General features: G+C 56.6%; 12 protein-coding genes. 4 read left to right on the top strand and 8 right to left on the bottom strand.

The annotated features are described in order from the left end of the window. The 3 genes from IQ254_RS11295 to pilM form a co-directional block, all read right to left on the bottom strand. Positions 1–835 (bottom strand): hypothetical protein (locus IQ254_RS11295; RefSeq protein WP_193966259.1); only part of this gene is annotated, 835 nt, incomplete at its 3' end. After that, positions 832–1,611 carry a PilN domain-containing protein gene (locus tag IQ254_RS11290; RefSeq protein WP_193966258.1) on the bottom strand — a complete coding sequence of 260 codons (780 nt, stop codon included), beginning with the start codon at positions 1,609–1,611 and terminating at the stop codon, positions 832–834. The genes IQ254_RS11290 and IQ254_RS11295, both read right to left, overlap by 4 nt. Before the next feature lie 2 nt (positions 1,612–1,613). Continuing rightward, positions 1,614–2,717, bottom strand: coding sequence for a type IV pilus assembly protein PilM (gene pilM / locus IQ254_RS11285; RefSeq protein WP_193966257.1), 1,104 nt, complete (start codon positions 2,715–2,717; stop codon positions 1,614–1,616). Between the two features lie 402 nt (positions 2,718–3,119). Here pilM and purT point away from each other — a divergent pair, with 402 nt between their 5' ends. Further along, positions 3,120–4,328, top strand: coding sequence for a formate-dependent phosphoribosylglycinamide formyltransferase (gene purT, locus IQ254_RS11280; protein ID WP_193966256.1), 1,209 nt, complete (start codon positions 3,120–3,122; stop codon positions 4,326–4,328). Between the two features lie 230 nt (positions 4,329–4,558). Next, entirely contained in the window at positions 4,559–5,839 is a 1,281-nt protein-coding gene (locus IQ254_RS11275; RefSeq protein WP_193966255.1) for an ABC transporter substrate-binding protein, read from the top strand. A gap of 278 nt (positions 5,840–6,117) precedes the next feature. Here the strand turns inward: IQ254_RS11275 and IQ254_RS11270 are convergent, their stop codons facing one another. From IQ254_RS11270 to IQ254_RS11260, 3 genes are all read right to left on the bottom strand, one after another. Beyond that, positions 6,118–6,507 (bottom strand): hypothetical protein, encoded by a 390-nt coding sequence (locus IQ254_RS11270; protein ID WP_193966254.1) that lies wholly within the window; start codon positions 6,505–6,507, stop codon positions 6,118–6,120. 174 nt (positions 6,508–6,681) lie between these two features. Beyond that, positions 6,682–8,364, bottom strand: coding sequence for a hormogonium polysaccharide biosynthesis protein HpsL (gene hpsL / locus IQ254_RS11265; RefSeq protein ID WP_193966253.1), 1,683 nt, complete (start codon positions 8,362–8,364; stop codon positions 6,682–6,684). 101 nt (positions 8,365–8,465) lie between these two features. Next, positions 8,466–9,122 (bottom strand): Uma2 family endonuclease, encoded by a 657-nt coding sequence (locus IQ254_RS11260; protein WP_193966252.1) that lies wholly within the window; start codon positions 9,120–9,122, stop codon positions 8,466–8,468. Positions 9,123–9,389: 267 nt separating this feature from the next. Here IQ254_RS11260 and IQ254_RS11255 point away from each other — a divergent pair, with 267 nt between their 5' ends. Both IQ254_RS11255 and IQ254_RS11250 read left to right on the top strand, forming a co-directional pair. Further along, entirely contained in the window at positions 9,390–10,769 is a 1,380-nt protein-coding gene (locus IQ254_RS11255) for a cell wall metabolism sensor histidine kinase WalK (RefSeq protein ID WP_193966251.1), read from the top strand. 363 nt (positions 10,770–11,132) lie between these two features. Next, entirely contained in the window at positions 11,133–13,796 is a 2,664-nt protein-coding gene (locus IQ254_RS11250) for a DUF3536 domain-containing protein (RefSeq protein WP_193966250.1), read from the top strand. Between the two features lie 20 nt (positions 13,797–13,816). Here the strand turns inward: IQ254_RS11250 and IQ254_RS11245 are convergent, their stop codons facing one another. Both IQ254_RS11245 and IQ254_RS11240 read right to left on the bottom strand, forming a co-directional pair. Beyond that, positions 13,817–15,106 (bottom strand): response regulator, encoded by a 1,290-nt coding sequence (locus tag IQ254_RS11245; protein ID WP_193966249.1) that lies wholly within the window; start codon positions 15,104–15,106, stop codon positions 13,817–13,819. Between the two features lie 83 nt (positions 15,107–15,189). Continuing rightward, complete coding sequence (locus tag IQ254_RS11240) at positions 15,190–21,204, bottom strand: PAS domain S-box protein (protein ID WP_193966248.1); 6,015 nt, start codon at positions 21,202–21,204, stop codon at positions 15,190–15,192. Positions 21,205–22,033: the final 829 nt, after the last annotated feature.

The raw sequence follows: 22,033 nt of genomic DNA, 5'->3' as shown, positions 1-22,033 counted from the left end.
GCGGCACGCGGGGATCATTCACCGGCACCAGTACCTCTAGGGTGAAGTCGGTGAGCAGCAAGCGACTGATACCGAGCAGATCTTCTTCGGTGGCACCATCTGGAGGCGGCGCAATGCTCTGCTGCAGATCGCGGATAATGATCAGCGGCTCTAGGCGCTCAATATTGCGCATAATGCTGAGGGTCTGGGGAAATAGCGCCTGCATGGAGACATCAATGGTGACGCGCTCTAGCTTGCCGTTGAGCTCTGGGGGGCCATCGACCATCAGGGATGAGGGGCTGGGGTTAAACCGCAGCAGATCTGAGGAGAACAGCTGCTTTTGCACCTGAGGGTCACCAGCAAATTGGGTTTTCACCCGCTGAATCTGTTCTCGGGTTAGGCCTAGGGCTGCGAGCTGGGCGTTGTCGAGCTGGGCAGGGTCGGCTCTCAATACATCTGCGATCGCCGCGTTGCTGTTCTGAATCTGCTGGTTGATATCGAGCAGCAGGGTATCGAGGGTTTGGGCGTCGCCCAGGAGGCTATAGACACCTACCCGCTGCTCAATCGCGGCATCGAGCTGGGCTTGAAGGGCTGCTCGATCTTGGAGGCTGGCCCGCTGCTGGTCAACCTGGGCCTGCTTTTGGGTCACTTCAGCTTCGAGTAATGTCTTTTGCTCTTGGACGGGTTTGACCACAAAGTTATAGAGGGCAAAGGAGCCCAGCAGCCCAAGCACCGCGAGGGCAATACCCTGCACCTTGGGGGTGAACTCGACACCAAAAACCATCGGATAGGTGGGGCCAACCTGGTCTAGGCCCTGGTTATCCTCAACGGGGAGAAAATCACCGGCTGCGGTCATTCGATTACTCCTTTTTCTCTTAGGGCCTCAAGACGGGTGACTAAACCGACAGTGCCCTGGCGCTCTAGCTCATCGACCAGCTGCGATGCCGGTGTATCGGTGATCAGGCCACCCAGGCTGTAGTCAATTAAAAAGTCGGGGTCTCCTACGGCGGTGCCCGGGCAGCGACCCTGGGTTTGGGGATCGAGCAGCGTGGGCTGCTGCTGGGCCTGGGTAATGGCAACGGTCTCTGACTGCAACAGCGGCGATCGCTGTAATACCAGGGTGAAATCGTTGATGTCGTCGTAGGAGCAGGCTACCCCATTGATGACCAGCCCTCCGGCTTTCGGTGCGGGCGGTTCGGTGCTGCCTTCTACGGGTGCGGCGGGGGCCGTTTGGCTCAGGCCGACAATTTGGACTCGGGCCGGGGTACGGGTGCGAATATCTTGCAGTAGCGCCGACCAAGGCACAATTTCGTTGAAGACCGCCACGAAGGCGTTATTCTCGGCCCGCACCAGATCAATTTGCCCCTGAATGGCGCTGATCTCGGCCAGCTGCCCCTGGAGCTGGCTCATTTCGCCATCCAGGGCAATGCTGCGGGCCTGAAGCTGGTTCACTTGGTTACGGGTGACAGCCCAGAAACCGCCGACCAGCGCCAGCGGCACGAGCGCTGCGGCTAGACCAATAAAGAGCGGTCTGCGATCGCCTGGTAATGCCCCCCCGCCCTGGGCGCGAGGTCTAGGTTCAAATACCCGAACCTCACGATCCTTAAGGAAATTGATGTCGAGACTATACATAGCTACACCTCCCGCAGGCCAAGACCAATTACCGTTGCCAACCCCGCGCGCTGCCCCTCAGGAATCTCTTCAGCCACTTCTAGCGAAAGGGCCGAGATCGGATCGATCTGACTGGCTGGCAGGCTCAGCCGCTGAGCCAGAAACTCGTCGAGCTGACCAATGGACGCACCGGGCCCGGCTAATAATAGCTGGGCCACTTCCATGTCTTCGCCCTGGTTGAGATAAAAATCAATCGAGCGCCGCAGCTCATCAGACAGCTCGCCCAGTACTCGTAACATCGCCGTAGTGCCGGGGTTAGCACCACCGCCCACTTGGGGAGCGCCGACGGTATCCATGGTCTGAACCGGTACCGTCATACCCTGCAGCAGCTCGGTATTGCGTGAAGGCGGTAGATTCATGGCGCGACTGAGGGCGCTTTGAATTTGAAAGGTGCCAATGGGTACCGTGCGCGAGAAATGAGGTACCCCATCGACCACAATAGAAATCTCAGTGTTTTCAAACTCGATATCAACCACGGCAGCCGCCTCCTGGGGCGTAAACTGTCGCAGCTGTTCCCGGATGGTGCGAATCAGGGCAAAACTTGAGGTTTCGAGCACGTTGAGTACCAGCCCAGCCTGTTGAAACACCTCTATATAGGGGTCGGTGAGGTCTTTGCGCACCGCCACCAGCAGCACCTGCACCTTCTCAATGCCATCCTCATCGACGAAGTAGCCCAGCTTTTGATAATCTACATCCGCCTCTTCGCGAGGAAAGGGCAAATAGAGACTGGCCTCTTGGTTAAGCACCATCTCCCGCAGCTCTTCGTCATCCAGCTCCGCCGGAACCGGTATGACGCGGGTAATGGCCCGCCCTGGGATAGCAGTGGTAGCCTGTTTGACCTTGAGCTTGCTCTCCGTTAGTACCGTCTGAATGGCGTCGGACATGGCAGCAGCATCTAAAATCTGCCCTTCTTCATAGATACCTTCGGCCAGCTCGACTGAGGCCAGGGTTTCTAGCTTGAGGGTAGTGCCCTGCTTCTTCAGGCGGGCAAGGTTGATTCTTTCGGGGGTGAGCTCAATTCCAACTCCCCGAGGCTTGCGACTAAAAATGGCTTTGAGACTATCCACGGTAGTATCCGAAAAACAGGTGGGTAACCAGAAAACCTGCCCAGCCAAACTAATAGCTAAGCAGACCCAAACAGGTCAATTTCCTGTCCTGAAAAGCTCTTGTTAGAGGCTGCAAGACGAGGAGCCATGACCTAGCAATCGCCCCAGGGGGAAAGTGCTAACGAATGGTACACAATTTAATTCAGAATTTCCACTTTATTATTTGAAATTCACTGCTGTTGTGGGTTGAAGGTGGGAGAACCTATCCCTCAATGATGCACCCGAGGCTCTAAAGCTGCTTTTGAAAGAAGGCCGAACCAAAAGAGTTCGGTACCACCAGCGATGTTACACACAATTCTGAAAAGTGAGCACTTAATATTGAGAAACTATTGCTGTACTGCCTTCGACTCGGAGTGACTAAGCATGACTCTTCCCTTACCTGCGCTGGGTACCCCCCCGCAAGACTACGCCCAACGCCTGCTGCTACTGGGGGCGGGAGAGTTGGGCCGTGAGGTGGCGCTGGAGGCAATCCGTCTAGGGTTGGAGGTGATTGCGGTCGATCGCTACGATCGCGCTCCGGCCATGGCCGTGGCCCATCGCCGCCATGTGATTGACATGCTCGATGGCGTAGCGCTGCGACGGGTGGTAGAGCAGGAACAGCCGGGGCTGATTGTGCCGGAGGTGGAGGCGATCGCCACCGATACTCTAGTGGCCCTGGAGGTCGAAGGCTGGCGCGTCATCCCCACGGCGCGGGCCACCCAGCTGACCATGAACCGGGAGGGCATCCGCCGACTGGCCGCTGTGGAACTGGGTTTAAAGACATCCCCCTTTCGCTTTGCGGGAACTGCATCTGAGTATCGGTCGGCTGTGCAGGCCATCGGCCTACCCTGTGTGGTGAAACCGATTATGAGTTCGTCGGGCAAGGGCCAGAGCACCGTGCGGCAGGAGTCTGAGGTGCTGGCGGCGTGGCACTATGCGGGCGCAGCGGGCCGGGGTAAGGGCGATCGCGTCATTGTCGAGGGCTTTATTCCCTTTGATACCGAAATCACCTTGCTAACGGTGCGAGCGGTGGATGGCACCCACTTTTGCCCCCCGATTGGTCATCGCCAGGAGGCGGGCGACTACCGCGAGTCGTGGCAACCCTGTGCCCTGCACCCCGACACCCTGGCGGCCTGCCAGGCGATGGCCAAAGCGGTGACCGATGCCCTGGGGGGGTGGGGGCTGTTTGGAGTCGAGCTGTTTATTGCTGGCACACCCGAGTACCCCCAGACGGTCTACTTCAGCGAGGTCAGCCCTCGCCCCCACGACACCGGCATGGTGACGATGGTGAGCCAGCATCAACCGGAGTTTGAACTGCACGTGCGGGCGATCATGGGCTTGCCCATTGGCGACATTACCCTGGTGCAGCCGGGGGCGTCGGCGGTGATTTTGGCTCCCGGTGCCAGCGACCATCCTCAATACGCTGGCTTAGACAAAGCCTTGCAAGTGCCCACCAGTAAAGTACGACTCTTTGGCAAACCCACTGCCCACCTCAACCGCCGCATGGGCGTGGCGCTGGCGCTGGGCGATACAGTAGATCAGGCTAAGACCAGGGCGATCGCCTGTGCAGAACAGGTTCGAGTTATTTTATAGCTCACCCATAACGGGGCAAGCAGAATGGGTGATGCGACGGAATTGGCCCACGGAATTGGCCACGGAATTGGCCCATCGTGTATACCACTGCCGCCCACTTTAAGGGAGAATAAACAACCGTAAATTAGCTCGCCAACACTCTAGGTATCTGGACGCGTGAGGTTGACGAGGTTGCGGTGGCCCTCTAGGGCCGGTCTTGAGGCTGTCGCGTCCCCTACCCCTGGAAAATCATGAGACTACGCTCCTACGCTCGCTTTGGTCTGTTTGCCCTGCTGGGGTTGCTGCTGAGCTGGCTGGTGGCCTGCGGCAGTCAGCCCAGCGCCACGGCTCCCGCCGCAGACGGCAGCCAGGAAGTCGAGTTTTGGACGATGCAGCTCCAGCCCGATTTTACCGACTACTTTAACGGGCTGATTGCCGAGTACAAAGCCGAAAACCCGGACGTCACCGTGCGCTGGGTCGATGTGCCCTGGGCCGACATGCAGAGTAAAATTCTCACCGCTGTGACAGCGGGAACGGCACCTGATGTGGTCAACCTCAACCCTGACTTTGCTGCCCAGCTAGCCAGCCGCAATGCCTGGATGCCCCTGGATGAAAAAATTACGGATATTGACAAGGCGGTCTACCTACCCAATATTTGGCAGGCCAATACCCTCAACGACCAGAGCTTTGGCATTCCCTGGTATCTGACCACCAACGTCACTCTGCACAATCAAGCGCTACTGGATGCCGCCGGGGTCGCCCCGCCCACCACCTACGCCGAACTGGCCGACGTGGCCCGCCAAGTCAAAGACAAAACCGGTAAGTACGCCTACTTCACCACCTTTGTGCCCGAAGACTCGGCTGACGTGCTGCAATCCTTCGTGCAGATGGGGGTAGACCTGGTAGACGAGCAGGGCCAGGCCGCCTTCGATACCGCCGAGGGCCGCGCCGTGTTCCAGTACTGGACTGATCTTTACCAGCAGGAACTACTGCCCCGTGAGGTACTGACCCAAGGCCATCGCCGCGCCATTGAGCTATATCAGGCTGGGGAAGTGGCCCTGCTTTCCACCGGGGCTGAGTTTTTCCCCACCATTGAAGCCAACGCCCCCGATATTGCCGAGGTGACTGGCAGTGGTCCGCAGATTACCGGTGAAACCGGCAAAACCAACGTGGCCGTGATGAATGTGGTGATTCCAGCGGCGACAGACGTGCCCGATACCGCGCTAGATTTTGCCCTTTACCTGACCAACGACATCAACCAGCTCAATTTTGCCAAAGCGGCTAACGTGCTGCCCTCCACCGCAGCGGCGCTGCAAGACAGTTACTTTGCCGCCGAGGGCACCAAGGGGGTCGAAAAGGCCCGGGCCGTTAGCGCCAAGCAGATGAACCAGGCCGAGGTGCTGATTCCGGCCATGGATGGAATTAAAGAACTCCAGGCGATCATCTACGACAATCTGCAGGCATCAATGCTGGGGCAAAAGACCGTTGACGCAGCCGTTAGCGATGCGGCTGCGGCCTGGAACGGACGGTAGCGACATGCCTGCATCCTCGAAACGACTGTAGGGTGCATCCGCGCAGCGATGCACCCCTGGGAGAGTCTTCACTCACGGACGGCTCGTTATCGTAAGCGGTGTATTATGGCGGGCCGCGGTGGCTCGTTTGGCCGCAGGGGTTACGGGCCACCGAATGATACGAAATCCGATTTGGAAAACCCCGATTCACAATTAGGAACCCCGTAGGGGCATAGCATACTATGCCCCTAACAATCGGGGATATGTAACCAGGATTTGGTATGACACCCTACGGATCGTTACGATTTTAGAACCTGATCCAAAATGTCGCGGGCGGGCTGGGCGCGCTCTAGGGCAATCTGGTAGTCGCCGTAGAGCTTGAGCAGCTTGGAGAGGCCGTTAATGCCGCCGCGCAGTTCTTCCAAGTCATCACCTGCGAGCATCTCGCCATCGAGCAGCCGTAAAATTAAGGGTTTGATGTCACCCACGTCTTGACGAGCCTTTTGCAGCTTTTCTACCGTGCTGAGCAAAGACTTTAGATCCTTAAATAGGTCATCAATCTGGTCCGAATCAACCGCCTCAGCGGCGGTTGATTCGCCATCGTCAGAGGCTACGACCGGGGAGTCTGTGTTGAGAACTTCGTGGGTGTCTGCTTCTGCAACCGCGCTACTACCCTTAACCTGTGCCATTGAGCTGTCTCCGTAGGAACTGCTGGGGGGGAGAATATAGTCTAGCTGAGTTCAAGCGTACTATGAAACTCGGCGAATACTTTCCCTGAGTTTTACCAAGTGCCTTCTTCTGGGGCGAGTTAAGTTCAACAAATGGTTGGCTTAGCGCCCTATCTGGGCGATCGCAGCCCCTTTCTACTCAAACACAATGGTCTGCTGTTGCTCAAGCTGCTTGCGCTCGCGTTTGGTGAGTTTGCGGCGTTGACTCGCCTCTTCCAGTTTCTGCTGTAGGCGTTCGCGCTGGTCGATTTCAGGTAATTTCAGCACAATGCCCGCCGCTAGCCAGTAGTACACATTCACCGGGTCCACATCGAGCGGGTAATAGTAAGGGAAAATGCTGATAAACAGCACAAATACCCACATCGACGCGCCGTAGCCCCGCAGGTTGGGGTCTTTGATCGACCGGTAGGCTTTGAAGGTGGTCACCGTGAGGGTGAGGTACACCGCCAGGGTGGCCAACAGCCCTAGCGGCCCAATTTCATACAGCAGTTTGGGGTGATAGGTTTCGACGAGCTCCGTTTTGCCAAAGATGCGGGCGGCGTTGGTGGCGCGGCCTACCCCCCGCCCCAAAATACCCTGCTGCTGTTTTTGGGCCCACTCAAACTGCTGCACAATGAACTCGTGGGGGGGAGCGGCGTTCCAACGATTCTCGAAGCTGGCCCAGCGCTCACTGACTACCACCGGGTTTTGGACCATAAACACACCGAGCATGAGTGCCAGGCCAATGCCGATGGGCAAAAAGCGTTTGAGGTTGGCAATCTGGCCGGTCAAAATCAACAAGCCCACAATCGTGACCGGTACCAGGGCCAGGGCGATGCGCTGCCCCGACACCACCGCCATCACCCCTACCGCCGCCAGCGACACCAGGCCGACCATGCGCCAGATCGGGCTGCGATCGCTAAACGCCGTGCCAAAGGCAAAAAAGCCGCTAGAAATGAGAAACCAGCCCCACTGCCAGGGGGCATTAAACGTCCCCGGCAGGCGGATCTGGCCCTGCTCTGGGGTATATAGCAGCGACCCACCGACAAAGCAGCGGGCCTCTAGGGAGGCTTTAAACAGGTCTTCGCCCTCGCCGACGGTGCCCTGACAGATGCCCGTCTTGAGCATCAAAAACTGCATGAACCCCAGCCCGCAGCAGATTAAAATCAGCACCACTTGCAGGCGCAGCAAAAAGTAGACGTCTTCGCGATCGCGCAGCAGATAAAAAATGCAGGGAATAATCAGCACATAACCGATCAGCACCTTCAGCCCCAGCACGCCGATTAAAATCGGCACTTCGCCCCCCTCAGCCGCCAACTGCTGACCGCCGTTGACCACCAGCATGGTCAGGCTGCACACCAGCAGCAGCGCCAGCAGCGGGATTTTGATCGCGGGGGGAATAATCAGCGGCTGCCGAGTGCGGCGACAAAACTGGATCACCCCCAGCAATGCGGGGATATAGATAGCATCTTTGGCCAGCTGCAAAATGCCGCTGCCCCCCAGGGCGTAGATCACCGTGCCGCCAAAGGGCACGTAGATGATCAGGCCGTAGATGGCCTGGCGGGGATATTTGAAGGAGAGGGCCAGACAGGCGATCGCCACCACCGCCGCCAGCCCCAGTTTGGGTTCGCCCAGCAGTGCCAGCAGCACCCCCACCAGCCCGGCCCCCAACAACGTGGCCGCCAGGTACTGAATCAAGGCCGTTTGGGCCTTCTTGGCCTGGCGCTTTTGCGCCCGCTCCTCCTTGCGGCTGGGGGCTGAGGCCTCGGCCACAGGCGATGGGGTTGCTTTGCGCCGTTGCCGCGATCGCCTGGTTTTTGCTCTAGAAGTTTTGGCCACGGTGAAGTCTGAGGAGCTTTGATTGCCAGGGTAGCTGTTGATGCCGCCATTGGGGCAAGGTGTCAGGCGTGTAACGATTATCCCTACAAAGTCGATCTTCGTTATGACTGACTCTGGCTGGTCAGAATGTCTCGAATTCGGTGGCGGAAGAGTCTCACGGCGCTGCGCTGACCAAGGGTGCGGCTTTGTTCGATGACGTAACCCACTTCGGCAATGGGCAGAAAGGGAAACGCCAGGCTGGTTTCAGCTAAGTTATAGCTGTTCTCAACCCGCGAGTAGACCAACAGAGATTGATTGGTGTAGCGCCACAGTTCGGGTACCCCTAGGGCCGCATAGATCGGCAGCTTGTTCACAGAAGAATTGGTGTAGTCTGACTCGATCACCAGGTCGGGCGGTGGATCACTGGGAAGATTTATGTTTCGTCCTCTGACCACCGCTTCGTTCTGAATATAAAAGCAGCTATCGGGCTCAACGGCGCGGGCCAGATCCTCCCGTTCCAGGGTCAGTGACCCCAGTTTCCTCACTTCAATTTCAAGTTCGTCGGCGATCGCCTCAATCAAGCTTTCCAGTAAGCCCTTCGGTTCTTCGTGCTCTTCTAGCGGCATTCTTAGCTCCAGCACGCCGCGATCGTAGGCGATTCTCCAGGCGCGATCGCCCCCGACCTCGGCCATCAGGGCTTGATAGGTTGGCCAGCTTACCCCCCGCATCACAATGGCGGTTGACGGACGTTCAAGGGAACGGGGAGGCGTGGCTACCATGGCTCTAAACTAATTCAACGATCAAAGCTACCTATGCCGTGGGGAAACGCCAGCAGCTGAGGAGAACAATTATGCCTCCAGCATAGCGCGTCGGCCCGTCGAGCCGGTCTTTGCAGCCATCTCCTCCCAGGCGGGGGCGGCGTTATCTCCCATTGAGATTGGACTAGGATAGATCTGCATCCACAACGGATTGCCGCTGCTCAACAGGCTATAGAGATGGCGGGGTCAGTCCTCAAATTTGTCATGCAAAAATTGCCCTATATATCTATGTTTCAGGCAACTCGGCGGCGGCTTGCGCTCTGGTATACAGCGGTAACGGCGGTGCTGCTGCTGCTGTTTGCCAGTGGGTTTTATTTCTACGTGCGCACCACGCTGGTCGAGCGGGTCGATGACACGCTGAACCATGTGGTGGAGATTGTGGAGCGATCGCTCGTGATCGAACCCAATGCTGGCGGGGATCGCATCTTCGCCACCGTCGATGCCTCTGGCCCGCCCCTGCGGGTGAATGTGGAAGCCAGCTTTCGCGACAACGCCCGCGCGGTGGAAGACGACCACATCGATCTGGAGTGGTTTGGCCCCGGTGGCCAGCTGCTGTGGTCAACCCTATCGGAGGTGTTGCCCGTGCCGCTGCATGTTAACCCAGCGGGAGAAACCGTGCGGGTCACCCAAGAGGTCGTGTTTCGCCAGATTACCGAGCGGGTGCAGGCCGATGGGCAGGTGCTGGGCTACCTGCGGGTCAGCCATCCCTGGTTTGAGGTCACCAAGCCCAGCCGCAGGCTGATTGTGGATCTGGCCCTGGGTACCAGCCTGATGGTGGGGGCGGTGGCCGCGATCGGCTGGCTGTTGTCGGGCATCGCCATGGCCCCGGTGCGCGACTCCTACCAGCAGCTCAAGCAGTTTACCGCCGACGCCTCCCACGAGCTGCGCAACCCGATCGCAGTGATTCAAACCAACGCCCAGGTGGCGCTGTCAGACCCTGAGCCTGAGGTCGAGATTCAGCAGAAACAGTTTCAGGTGATTGAGCGCCTCACCCGGCGACTGGGTCGATTGGTGGATGACCTGCTGTTTCTCGCCCGCCAGGAGAGCGGGCTAATTCCCTGGGCTCCGGCTTCGGTGAGTCTGGCGGGGCTGCTAGAGGAGGTGGTGGAAGAGCAGCAGGTGATGGCTGCCGAACGGTACATTACGTTGCAGGTTGAGATGCCTAAGGATGCTGTAGTGAAACACCGCCCCGGCAACCCCCAGATGCTCACAGCCCCCACGGCCAGTTCTACAATTTTGGGCGATCCCAGCCAGCTCACTAGGCTATTTACCAATCTAATCAGCAATGCGGTGCAGTACACCCCCGACAGCGGCACCGTGACGGTGACGGTCAAGCCCGCCAAGCACCAGGGGCAGATGGGCATCCAGGTAACGGTGCAGGATACGGGCATTGGCATGGATGCTGAGGCGATCGCCCATGCGTTTGATCGCTTTTACCGGGCCGACCCGTCTCGGCTGCGCAGCGGCGAGCAGGGGACGGGGCTGGGGCTGGCGATCGCCAAGGTAATCGTCGATACCCACCGGGGCTACATTCACCTCGCTAGTCGGCCAGGGAAGGGGACAGCGGTGACGGTGGTGTTGCCGCTGGGGGAAGTGGGGAATGGGTGAGGGGATGGGTGGATGCGGGGTTTAGGTTTCGTCATCACCACGTTGGCGAAATATCAACGGAGATTAAGCGCCCCAGCTTTTCCCTAAAAGTGGCGCTAGAATCAACTGAGATTATTAACGCTCGATTCCATAGTCCCTGTTTCCTGGTTGAAGGAACTGCCCCCGTTACTGGCAGTATTGCGATCCCCAGGCGTTAATCCTGACTAATCTTTAGGCTTAAACTGTGTTTACCCCCTCAAATGCTCCCTAGGGATGTGATCCCCGGCCTTTAAGTTTATTTATCTGTAATTCTCAGCGGCTGCCCGGTCTGTTTAGGCCTGCGGCTTAGCCCAGTTGTTTCCTCACCCCATTTCTCCAGTTCCTATGGCTGATTTATCACAGCATTCTGCATTGCAGACCGCTTCTGCGGCTCTAGAGTTCTACGATCGCCCCAGTGATGGCATGATCCCCGCCGTTAGCACGGGGGTGTTTGTCTGTGTTCACGGGCACTTCTATCAGCCGCCCCGCGAAAATCCCTACCTGGATGCGATTGAAAAGCAGCCCAGCGCTGCCCCGTACCACAACTGGAACGAGCGCATCCACCACGAGTGCTATCGGCCCAATGCCTACGCCCGCATTCTCAACGATCGCGGCGAGGTGGTGCGCATTGTCAACACCTTTGAATACATTAGCTTTAACCTCGGCCCTACCCTCTTGAGCTGGATGGAGCGCTATGACCTGGAGACCTACCAGCGCATTCTCGATGCCGATCGCAACAGCTGTGAGCGACTGAGCGGCCACGGCAACGCGATCGCCCAGGTCTATAACCACATCATTTTGCCCCTGGCTAACTCGCGCGACAAAGTCACCCAGGTGCGCTGGGGCATCGAAGACTTCCGCCGTCGCTTTGGCCGCCAGCCCGAGGGCATTTGGCTGGCCGAAACGGCGATCGACTATCCGACTTTAGATGTGCTCCACGCCGAGGGCATCAAGTTCACCATTCTGGCTCCGTCCCAGGTGCAGCGCTGTCGGCCCATGGTCAGCTATAACGGGGAGCGCGATACTTGGCAAGAAGTCGGCGGCGGCCAGATCGACCCCAGCCGCCCCTACCGCTGTTTTCTCAAGCAGGCCGACGGCCACCCCGACCCCAGCCGCCACATCGATATCTTTTTCTATGACGGCCCGATCTCCCGCGACATGGGCTTTAACGACGTGCTGAGTTCGTCCCAGCATTTTGCCGGGCGCGTCGGCCAGGCCATCCATGGGGATCACCGCCCCTTTCAGCTGATTTCGGTAGCCACCGATGGCGAAACCTTTGGCCACCACCGGGGCGGGGCTGAAAAAGCCCTGGCCTACGCCGTCACCGACGAATTTCCCCGCCAGGGCTGGACGGTGACCAACTACGCCCACTACCTGGCTACCCACCCGCCCACCTGGGAAGCCGAGCTCAAGCCCGTCACCGCCTGGAGCTGTTCCCACGGGGTCGATCGCTGGCAGAACGACTGCGGCTGCGGCGGCGGTGGCGAATGGCACCAGCAGTGGCGGCGGCCCCTGCGCGACACCCTCGACTGGCTGCGCGACGAGTTAACCGGGGTATTCGAAGCCTATGGCTCGGCTCTGCTGCGCGATCCCTGGGCGGCGCGGGATGCCTATGGGGCGGTGATGGGCGATCGCAGCCCCGAGAGCCTCAATGCCTTTTTTGCTACCCATCAGACCCACGAACTCTCTGCCATCGAGCGCGTTACCGCCCTGCAACTGCTCGAAATGCAGCGCCACGCTCTCTTCATGTACACCAGCTGTGGCTGGTTCTTTGAAGAAATTTCGCGGCCCGAAGGTACCCAGATCTTGCGCTACGCTGCCCGCGCCATTGAGTTGGCCGGTGAAGTGTCAGGGCTCGCCCTGGAGCCGGAGTTTGTGCAGCGGCTAGGCCATGCTCCCAGCAACGTTGGTGAGTTTCAAACGGGTGCCGGAGTTTATGAAACCCTGGTGCGACCCTCCCGCATTTCCCTCGAGCAGGTGGTGGCCCACTACGCCATGGGGTCGCTATTTACCGACTACCATCGTGAGCAGACCGTCTACTGCTACACCGTTAGCCAGCAGGACTACCGCCGCCAGCGCCTGGGGCCAATGTCTATGGCCGTGGGGCTGGTGAATATTACCTCGAATATCACCCGCGAGAGTCTCAGCCTGGCTTTTGCCGTGGTTCACCTGGGCGGTTGGGACTTTCACTGCGGTATTTCGGCAGTGCCATCGCGCCTCGACTACACCCGCGCCAAAGATACCGTCTTTGAGAGTTTGGCCACGGCCAGCACCGCCCAGGTCATTCTCGCCATCAACAGCGCCTTTGGCCCCCACACCTACGGCCTACAAGACCTGTTCGCCGAAGAGCGCCACCGCATGATGGGCCTGCTCTCCCAAGACACCCTGCTGCGCCTCGACCAGCTCTATGCCCAGGTCTACCGCGACAACTACGGCGTGCTGCGCGCCTTCCACCGCGATGGTCTACCCGTACCCAAAGAGCTGCAAGTGGCCGCCGATATTGCCCTCAGCCACCGGGCCATGGAGGTGCTGCAAGCCCTAGAGCGCGAAACCAGCGACCCTGCCACTAGCCCCCTACGCCAGGGCGAAGACTATCTGAATGAGCTAGAGGCGATCGCCACCGAAGCCAGCACCTGTAATGCTTCCCTCTCCCTCACGGCAGCCAAACCCATGCTAGAGCGGTTGATTGGGCGATCGGTCTGGCACATTCTCAACCAAGCACCCACCGCATCTCTGGCTGCCGATGTCGATTGGCTGGGGCGGTTGGTCAGCCTGGGTCAGCAGCTTTCTCTGGGGCTTTCCCTAGAGCGGCCTCAGGAACTCTACTATCAACACCTCAACCGCCAGGTGTTTGCCTTGCTCAAGCAGGCCGCCATAGCCCGCACCGCCCTCGGCCCCGACAGCCGTGCCCAGGTCAACGACATTCTGCGGCTAGGCGAATACCTCTCAATGGATGTAGCAGCGGTGCTGAAAGCATTAGATCATCTTGATCCGGGTGGCCCAAGGTAGCTCACCTTACAATGGTCAGGTCACCTGCTGATGGCCGGGAGCGTGATTATAAACTCGGTATAGGTACCGGGCTCAGTTTTCATCTCTAATACCCCTTGATGCTGACTGACGATGATTTCATGGGTCATGGATAGACCCAATCCGGTTCCCTCGGGTGGAGGTTTTGTGGTGAAAAAAGGATCGAAGATTTTGCCCTGGTCTGCCAAAGCAATGCCCATGCCATTATCTCGAATTGAAATTACTACACTACCCTGCTGCTGCTGCGTTTGAATCGATAGTGTAGGCGTAAATTCTACTCCAAGTCGCTGCTTCTTTTGCTTGAGGGCATACAGCGCATTGTCAATGAGATTAATGAAAGCGCGACTGATTTCAGTGGGTAATACGGCTACCGGTTGCAGATTGGGATCGTAGTCTTTATGAATCTCTGCAGCCAAGACTAGATCCTGGGCTCGCTTGCCATGGCAGATCAGTTGAATGGAATCCTCTAGCAATTCATTTAAATTTCTCAATTGATAGACACTCTCACCCATGTGAGCATGTTGCATCATGTTGTGAATGATGCGCTCTGCCCGCTGACCATGGTGATGGATTGTCTTAGCATTTTCTTTGAGATCTATCAAAAGCGTTTGACTAGATGCCAAACTATCGACATCTAAACGATGGATTTGGCTGGTTAGCTCTGCTGCTAATTCGTCTGCTAATTCAACCGAGCTTTCAGCATAGTTATTGATGAAGTTGAGTGGATTGCGAATTTCGTGGGCAATGCCCGCCGTTAAGGCACCCAGGGCCGCCAATTTTTCTCGGGCAATAATTTGATCCTGGGCCATTTTGAGATTGTCTAGCGCCATTTGTAGGGCGGCCTCTGCGGTTCTGCGATGTTCGACCTCTTCGGTTAGGAGATCATTTTGAACTTTAAGCGCTCGATTCAAACTTTGAATGTTGAGATGGGTCGTGACCCTGGCTAATACCTCTTCTTGCTGAAATGGCTTAGTGATATAGTCTACGCCGCCGACGGTAAAGGCCTTCACTTTGTCGCTAATGTTGTCTAACGCACTGAGAAAAATGACTGGAATTTCTCTCGTGCGGCGATCGCTCTTCAAGCGCTCACACATCTCATGGCCACTCATGCCAGGCATGAGGATGTCGAGCAAAATTAGATCGGGCGGGGCTAACTGAGCCGCATCTAGGGCCCGTGCACCATCTAAGGATCGACGTACCTTATAACCTGCGCCTGTCAGTATATCTGACAGCAAATGGAGGTTTTCGGGTCGGTCGTCGACAATTAAAATATCGTCTCGGTGGTCTGTCATAGCGATCGCCTATTCAATGCAATAAGGTCAACAAAACAGGGGTCAAGACTTGGCCATTGGCGCGGGGCCACCGTTGCCATCGGCTACCTGCTGGGGCGATCGCCCAACGCATTAGCCCCATGGCCTGGTTGAGCAGTGGCCGATGCGGTCAACTGCATCAGTTTGTCTAACCGCAGGTCAACTACCCACGATTGGAGTACCGCCAACAGGGTGGTCTGATCGGCTGGAATCTGGTTAAGACACTGCATTACCAGGTCTTCATCGGCTCTGCGAGCGGCCTGATGCAGCTGCTCGATCCAGGCGGGAGGCATGGTTTGCAACGCCTCTAGCAAGGCGGCCATCGTCATCTCTGGAGCGGCCATAACCTCGGCGGGTAAAGCCGACGTAGCTCGGTCTGCCTGGTAGAGATAGCGAACGCCCAGGTGCTCAGCTATTTTTTCAAACACCAGGGTGGCGGTGACTGGCTTCAGCACCAGATCGTCACAGCCAGCGGCGAGAATGGCCTGGCGCTCACTGTCAAAGGCGCTAGCGGTCAGCGCTAGAATCTTGGTGAGGAAGGGCTGCGGGGCCTGGGTTGCTTCTAGGGTGCGAATCTGGCGGGTGGCCGCGTAGCCATCCATCACCGGCATGCGCATATCCATCCAGATCAGGTGGGGCTGCCACTGCTGCCATGCCCTGACGGCGGCTTGCCCATGCTCTGCCTCCTGTACCGATATCCCAATGGAGCGCAAAAGCCGGGCTAAAAACTGCCGGTTTTCGTCATGGTCTTCAACCACGAGGATGTGGTATTGGGTTTGGTTAGGGGCCAACCCGACCACCTGACGAATCAGGGGCTGGGGTGGCAAGTCGCTTGCGGCTACGGGCACCACGGGAATGTGAAAGGCAAAGGTGGCACCCTCACCCAGCCTACTGAAGACCTGTAATTCTCCCCCCATGAGCTGAACAAACTGTCGGCTAATGGGCAACCCCAGGCCAGTTCCTTCGTGGGCTGCCTGACCTGCTTGGGTTTGAATGAAGGGCTGAAATAAAACCGCCTGCTCATCGGAGGCAATGCCAGGGCCGGTATCTTGCACGGAAAATCGGAGCCAGACAGTGGCGGCGGGTGGGGGGAGCTCAACCTCCTCAGGGGAGTGGGCGGGTGAGGCTACCTGGGCCCTGAGCGTGACCCGACCGGCCTGGGTAAATTTGATCGCATTGCTGAGCAAATTGGTTAGCACCTGGCGGAGTTTGGTTTCATCAGTTTGAATGTATTGCGGTAATTGATCCCCCCAGGATATGTTCAGGCTTAACCCTTTGGATTGAGCCTTGAGGTGAAACAGTTCTTCGAGTTGCTGGAGCAGTTGCTGGAGGTCAAACTTATCGACGTTGACGGTAGCGTGACCGGCTTCGATTTTCGACATTTCTAAAATGTCGTTAATCAACGTTAGTAAGTGTTGCCCACTGCGGTTAATAATGCTGACTTGGTGCTGCTGGTCGGTCTCTAGAGCATCATTGCGAGTTAATAGTTGGCTAAAGCCGAGGATGGCGTTGAGGGGGGTGCGCAGCTCGTGGCTCATGTTCGACAGGAAGGTGCTTTTGGCGCGATTGGCGGCTTCGGCGGCTTCCATGGCCTGTTGTAGCTCTTGGGTGCGTTGGGCGACGCGCAGTTCGAGGCTGCTATTGATGAGTCGGAGTTCTTGTTCTAAGCGTTTGCGATCGCTGATATCTCGCACACAGGCAAGGATCACCGGGCGAGTACCGAGTTGAACCCGGCGTAAGGTTACCTCTGTATCAAAGACCGCCCCATTATCCAACCGCTTACTTCCCCATTCTACTCGCACGGCTGCGCCAGCCTGGGCTTGCTGAAAGAGAGCAGGTAGCTGTTCAATGGGGCAATCTGGCGACGACAAATCGGGAACCGTGCAGGCCAACAGTTGCTGCCGACTGGTGCCTAGCATCTCTGTAGCGCGATCGTTGACATCTACGATTGTGCCATCTAGATCATGAACAAAAATGGCATCGTAGACGTTGTTGAAGATGGTGCGCAAATCCTTTTCTGATCGTTGAATCGCTGCTTCTGCCTGCTTGCGATCGCTAATATCTTGGCCCACGGCCTGGTATTCGATCAGCCGTTGCTGGGCATCGAAAACAGCCCGATTTGTCCATTGCTGCCAGCGGATACTCCCATCTGGAGCAATCACCTGATGTTCATAGGTGATTGCTGGATGCTCTACCGTTAGCTGGGCAATCTTTTGCCGAAACTGTTCTCGATCGTTTGGGGGCATGAGGGGCAAGAAACTATGCCCTAACAACGCCGACTCTGGCTGCTCGAAATAGCGGCAATAGGCTGTGTTGACAAAGGTGAGGGTACAATCGGCCAGATAGCGGCAAACCAATTCTGTTTGGTCTTCTACGATCGCCCGGTAGCGCGCCTGGCTCTGTTTAAGGGTGGCTGTGCGCTCCTGAACTCGTTGTTCCAGTTCTTCGTTGAGCTGCTGGAGGGCGAGTTCGGTTTGTTTGCGCGCGCTGATATCGGTGTCAGTGCCCAACATGCGTTCAGGGTTGCCTTGTTCATCGCGAAAGAGCTGCCCCCGCACCAAGATCCAGATATGGGAGCCATCTTTGTGCAACATTCGGTGTTCAAATAGGTACTCAGGCGTTTTGCCATCCAGATACGCTTGAGCGGCGGCCATCACCGCTTCGCGATCGTTGGGATGCACATAGGTCACCCATTGCTCCAGATCGTTCGGAATTTCGGCATCGGTGTAACCCAGTAAGGCTTTGATATTTGGGTCAAGATAAAAGTCGTTGGTCTTGAGGTTCCATTCCCAAACACCTACTTTTGCGGCACGAGTAGCCAGACTGTAGCGCCTCTCTGTATTTTGCAAGGCTAGATCTATCTGTTTGCGATCGCTGATATCTGACAAAATGCCGTTCCACAAAATGCTGCCGTCGGCTTGCAGCGTTGGCACCGATCGACCGCTGATCCAACGCGGCTGGCCATCAACTAGAATCGGGTATTCATAGTTCCAGGGCTCTAGGGTGGTGGCCGAGTGCTGGATAGTAGCCGCCAAGTGATCAATCTGGCTGGGCAGCAGCACATCCCACATCACCTGGGGATCGGTGCATACAGCTTCGGCTGTAATGCCGTAGAGATCTACAATGCCAGCACTCATGAACGGGAAACATTGGTCGCCATTGGGAAAGCGCTGGTATTGGTAAACCGCTCCTGGGATAGCGTTGGTGATTTGCCGCAGCTTGAGTTCGCTGGCTTGCAGCGCCTCGATAGCTTCCTGTAACGCCAGCTCGGTCTGTTTGCGATGGGTGATATCTGTACTGACCAAAATTGCAGACTTGACCTGCCCATTTTTATCAACCGGTGCGATGCGCAGATCATAGTAGGCGGGGTCACCGTTGGCACCGGTACCCAAGGTTTCGATCGCGACAGGTTCTCCGGTGGCAAATGCCTGAGCCAGGGCCGCCTGTTGAAGGTCACGACTGGTTGGGGCTGTAAATTCGTCTATCCGACGCCCAACCACCTCGGCCTTTGTAAAGCCAGGGGCAACGCGGTTGAGAAATAGCATGGTGCCAGCTCGATCGACCTCGACCACAAAACTGGGAATATTGTCTAAAATTGAGCGCTGTTCGGCTTCTAGGTTGGCCAGAGTAACTTCGGCCTGCTTGCGCTCGGTGATGTCTTGCACCACGCCCAAAACCTTTTCTAAGTCGCCGGCTTCGGTATAGAGCCCTTGCCCTTTGACCCACCGCCACACCAGGCGACTATCTAAGAGCCGGTAGCAGTACTCTTCAGCAAAGGCTGTTTGGGTGGCGAGGGCCTGTTGTATATTGGCCTGCACCCGATCGACATCCTCGGCATGGATGCGATCGCACCAGCGTTGAAACATATCGTCTAGGCCGGGGGGCAATTCCAGCAGTTCTTCCATCTTGCCATTCCACTCATAGGTCCCGGTGGTGGGTTGCCAACTCCAGGCACCAATACCCGTGAACTCTAGGGTGAGGTGCAGGTGTTCTTGGCTGGCGCGCAGTTGGGCTTCGGCCTGCCTGAGACTGGCTTCGGCTTGTTTGCGCTCGGTAATATCTTGAGCGTTGCCCAAAATTTGACTGACGCAGCCATCGGCAGCTCGGTCAAAAACTGTGTCTCGGCTGGCAAACCAGCGCCATTCACCATTTTTGTGCCGCATCCGGTATTCGAATTCGGCGATCGCACCATCGGGTAGCGTGGCCAGGCGGGCAAAGTGTGCCATAGCCTGCTCCAGATCATCGCGATGCATGAGACTGACCAGAGACTGACCGGCCTCGCCTTCAACCTCTGCGCTGGTGTAGCCGAGAAAGGTGACGACTTCTCGGTTGATATAGACATTGCGCTGCTGCGCTAGGTCATAGATATAAATCACATTGGGAGAGCTATCGGCAATTTTTTGAATAAATTGCTGACTCTCACGCAGTTGGACGTTGGCCTGTTTGGTTGCCGTAATATCCTGGGTGGTGCCAAAGAGTTTCACCACCTGCCCCTCGGCATTGACCTGGGGAACACCCTTGCTGAGGGCATAGCGCAGGTCACCGTTGGGGCGGATCACGCGGTGCTCGATGGTGTAGGGTAGCCCTTCGGCGATCGCCTGCTCAAGCACCTGCTCAAACGCCGCCCAGTCCTCGGCAGGAATCTGTTGCTGAAATTCGTTATAGGTGGGCTGCCACCGAGCAGAGTCGCGCCCGTAGAGGCGAAACAGTTCCTTAGACCAACTGACCGCTTGGGTGGTCAGATCAACTTCCCAGTTTCCCACCTGGGCAATGCGCTGGGCTTCCGCTAGGCTAACGGCACTCTTTTGCAACGCCGCTTCAATCTTTTGGCGCTCAGTTTCGATAGACTTTGCGGCACTGATATCGCGCACCATACAGAGGACACAGTCCTGCTGGTAGGGCACAATGCGAACTTCTTCGTACTGGATGCGATCGCCAAACCGAATTTGTTGCTCATAGATCTGCATTTCACCCGTGCTCAGGACTTGCTCCAGAACGGCCCGCAACTGGCTGGCGATCTCCTGGGGCAACACATCTGTCACATGCATTCCCGTTAGATCTAGATCTACCGAGGGCAGTAATTTACCCGCAAACTGGTTGTGAGCATAGCTGAGGTACTGCCCCTCGGCATTGATGACCGTCATAATATCGGGAATGGCCGATAGAATCGCTCGATTTTGGGCCTCGCTTTCTTGCAGCGCTAGCTCCGCCTGTTTGCGCTCGGTAATATCGTGAACCGTGCCCAGCACGCCCACAATGGTGCCCTGGGCATTGTGCAGTGGGGTAAATCGGTCGGCAGTCCAGCCCGATTTGCCTGTTGATGGCACCTCAAAAAACGTATCCGGCGCAAATACTGTTTCCCCCGCCAGCGCCCGTTGTAACAGAGAAAACACGCCGTTCTCCTGCAAAAAGGGAAACAGATCTAGGCAATGTTGGTCTAAAACAGCGGCGGCAGGCAGCCCGCTCAGATCCTCCATAACGCGATTCCAGACCCGATAGCGCAGCGTCTGATCCCAGACAATAACGCCTTCTTGGACGGTGGCAATGACCCGTTGGTTAAAGTCGAGAGCTGACTTTAAGGCTTGGATGTGATCGCTCACCTGCTGCCCGAGCTCGACGTTGAGAGGAGTCAGGTCTTGGTTAGCCTGGGCTAGGGCGAGCTGCTGCTGGGCCATCTGCTGCTCTTGCCGATAGCGTCGCAGGGCCTCAGTCACGGTCAGGGTGAGATCGACCTCATGCCAGGGTTTAGACAAAAACCGATAGAGACTGCCTTGGTTAGCCACATTGCTCACCGCCTCAGCCTGGGCTTGCCCAGTCAGCATCACCTTGAGCATTTGCGGGTAGCGGGCATGGAGTTCAATGAGTAGCTCATCGCCCTTCATGCCGGGCATGGTTTGATCGGCAATCACCAACGGCACCTCGCCGCCGCGGTTGACAATCTCATCCATGAGTTCTAAGGCATCAGGCCCGCTTTCGGCGATCTCGATCGCATACTCCGGAAAATGACGCAATAGCTGAGCTCGCAGAGTGAGGAGCACATTTTGCTCGTCATCAACACAGAGGATAGTCCAGGCCTTCATAGGCTACCTTTGGCAAAGAAAAATAAGGGGCCAAACCAATTGACCGATTTGATCGCATATCAGGTTGCCCAAAGCTACTGCCTGACCGACCAGTAGAGGCATAGCAGCATCGGGCTAAAACCCATCTTTAATTTGACTTCTAAAAGTTTAAACGAGATAGCAAGCGGATGGCTTAAAAGGGTTAACTTACCCAATGGGTAAGTTTTGTTGTTTATTATTCACTATAGTTTGACAGATAAGCACTCCAGTCTACAGGGTGAACTGTTAAACCTTCTGGATAACACCTTGAACTTTGGGCTTAAACATAAAATCTTATTCGATTGCTTACAAAATATTAGTTATCCCATAGATTTCGCTAAATAATACCAATCGCATTGGCAATTATTTAGCTGATCTGATACTTAATGAGTATCTGGGCTAATTCAAATGTAGGATGGGTTAGCGATGGCGTAACCCATGCGGACGTTGGTTTATTGCCTCCGGCAAGGCTGCGCCAACGTTCCTCAACCGCAACCTACACAGTCTTATATTTGATTGGGTCTTCCTACTTACATAGATCGAGGGCAAGATAGAGTACGGTTTGAGTCGTAGTCTGGTTGGCTATTCTCGACGCAAAGCAACCGCGAAAGGCGTAGGTTAGTCGCCAATGTGCGAGTACCTGTGCGAGTGCCTGTGCGAGAGACTTTGCTGTGCACTTTACAAACGGTGCCGACAAAACTAGAGAATCAAGTCTGCAACCAGCTAGTGGGGCAGGTTCAGTTAGTGTGGTTTTTCGTCGCCTGCTTGAAATTGCACAGCAGGATCTGTAAATGGATGTCGCGTGGATATC

Source organism: Nodosilinea sp. LEGE 07088 (genome assembly GCF_015207395.1).
Classification (GTDB): domain Bacteria; phylum Cyanobacteriota; class Cyanobacteriia; order Phormidesmidales; family Phormidesmidaceae; genus Nodosilinea.
This window is presented reverse-complemented; position numbering and strand designations above follow the sequence as displayed.

What these genes read in the sequence shown, in the direction of transcription:
- IQ254_RS11290 (WP_193966258.1), bottom strand. Translation starts at nt 1,611, where the DNA reads ATGTATAGTCTCGACATCAATTTCCTTAAGGATCGTGAGGTTCGGGTA.
- purT (WP_193966256.1), top strand. Translation starts at nt 3,120, where the DNA reads ATGACTCTTCCCTTACCTGCGCTGGGTACCCCCCCGCAAGACTACGCC.
- IQ254_RS11275 (WP_193966255.1), top strand. Translation starts at nt 4,559, where the DNA reads ATGAGACTACGCTCCTACGCTCGCTTTGGTCTGTTTGCCCTGCTGGGG.
- IQ254_RS11270 (WP_193966254.1), bottom strand. Translation starts at nt 6,507, where the DNA reads ATGGCACAGGTTAAGGGTAGTAGCGCGGTTGCAGAAGCAGACACCCAC.
- IQ254_RS11260 (WP_193966252.1), bottom strand. Translation starts at nt 9,122, where the DNA reads ATGGTAGCCACGCCTCCCCGTTCCCTTGAACGTCCGTCAACCGCCATT.
- IQ254_RS11255 (WP_193966251.1), top strand. Translation starts at nt 9,390, where the DNA reads ATGTTTCAGGCAACTCGGCGGCGGCTTGCGCTCTGGTATACAGCGGTA.
- IQ254_RS11250 (WP_193966250.1), top strand. Translation starts at nt 11,133, where the DNA reads ATGGCTGATTTATCACAGCATTCTGCATTGCAGACCGCTTCTGCGGCT.
- IQ254_RS11245 (WP_193966249.1), bottom strand. Translation starts at nt 15,106, where the DNA reads ATGACAGACCACCGAGACGATATTTTAATTGTCGACGACCGACCCGAA.
- IQ254_RS11240 (WP_193966248.1), bottom strand. Translation starts at nt 21,204, where the DNA reads ATGAAGGCCTGGACTATCCTCTGTGTTGATGACGAGCAAAATGTGCTC.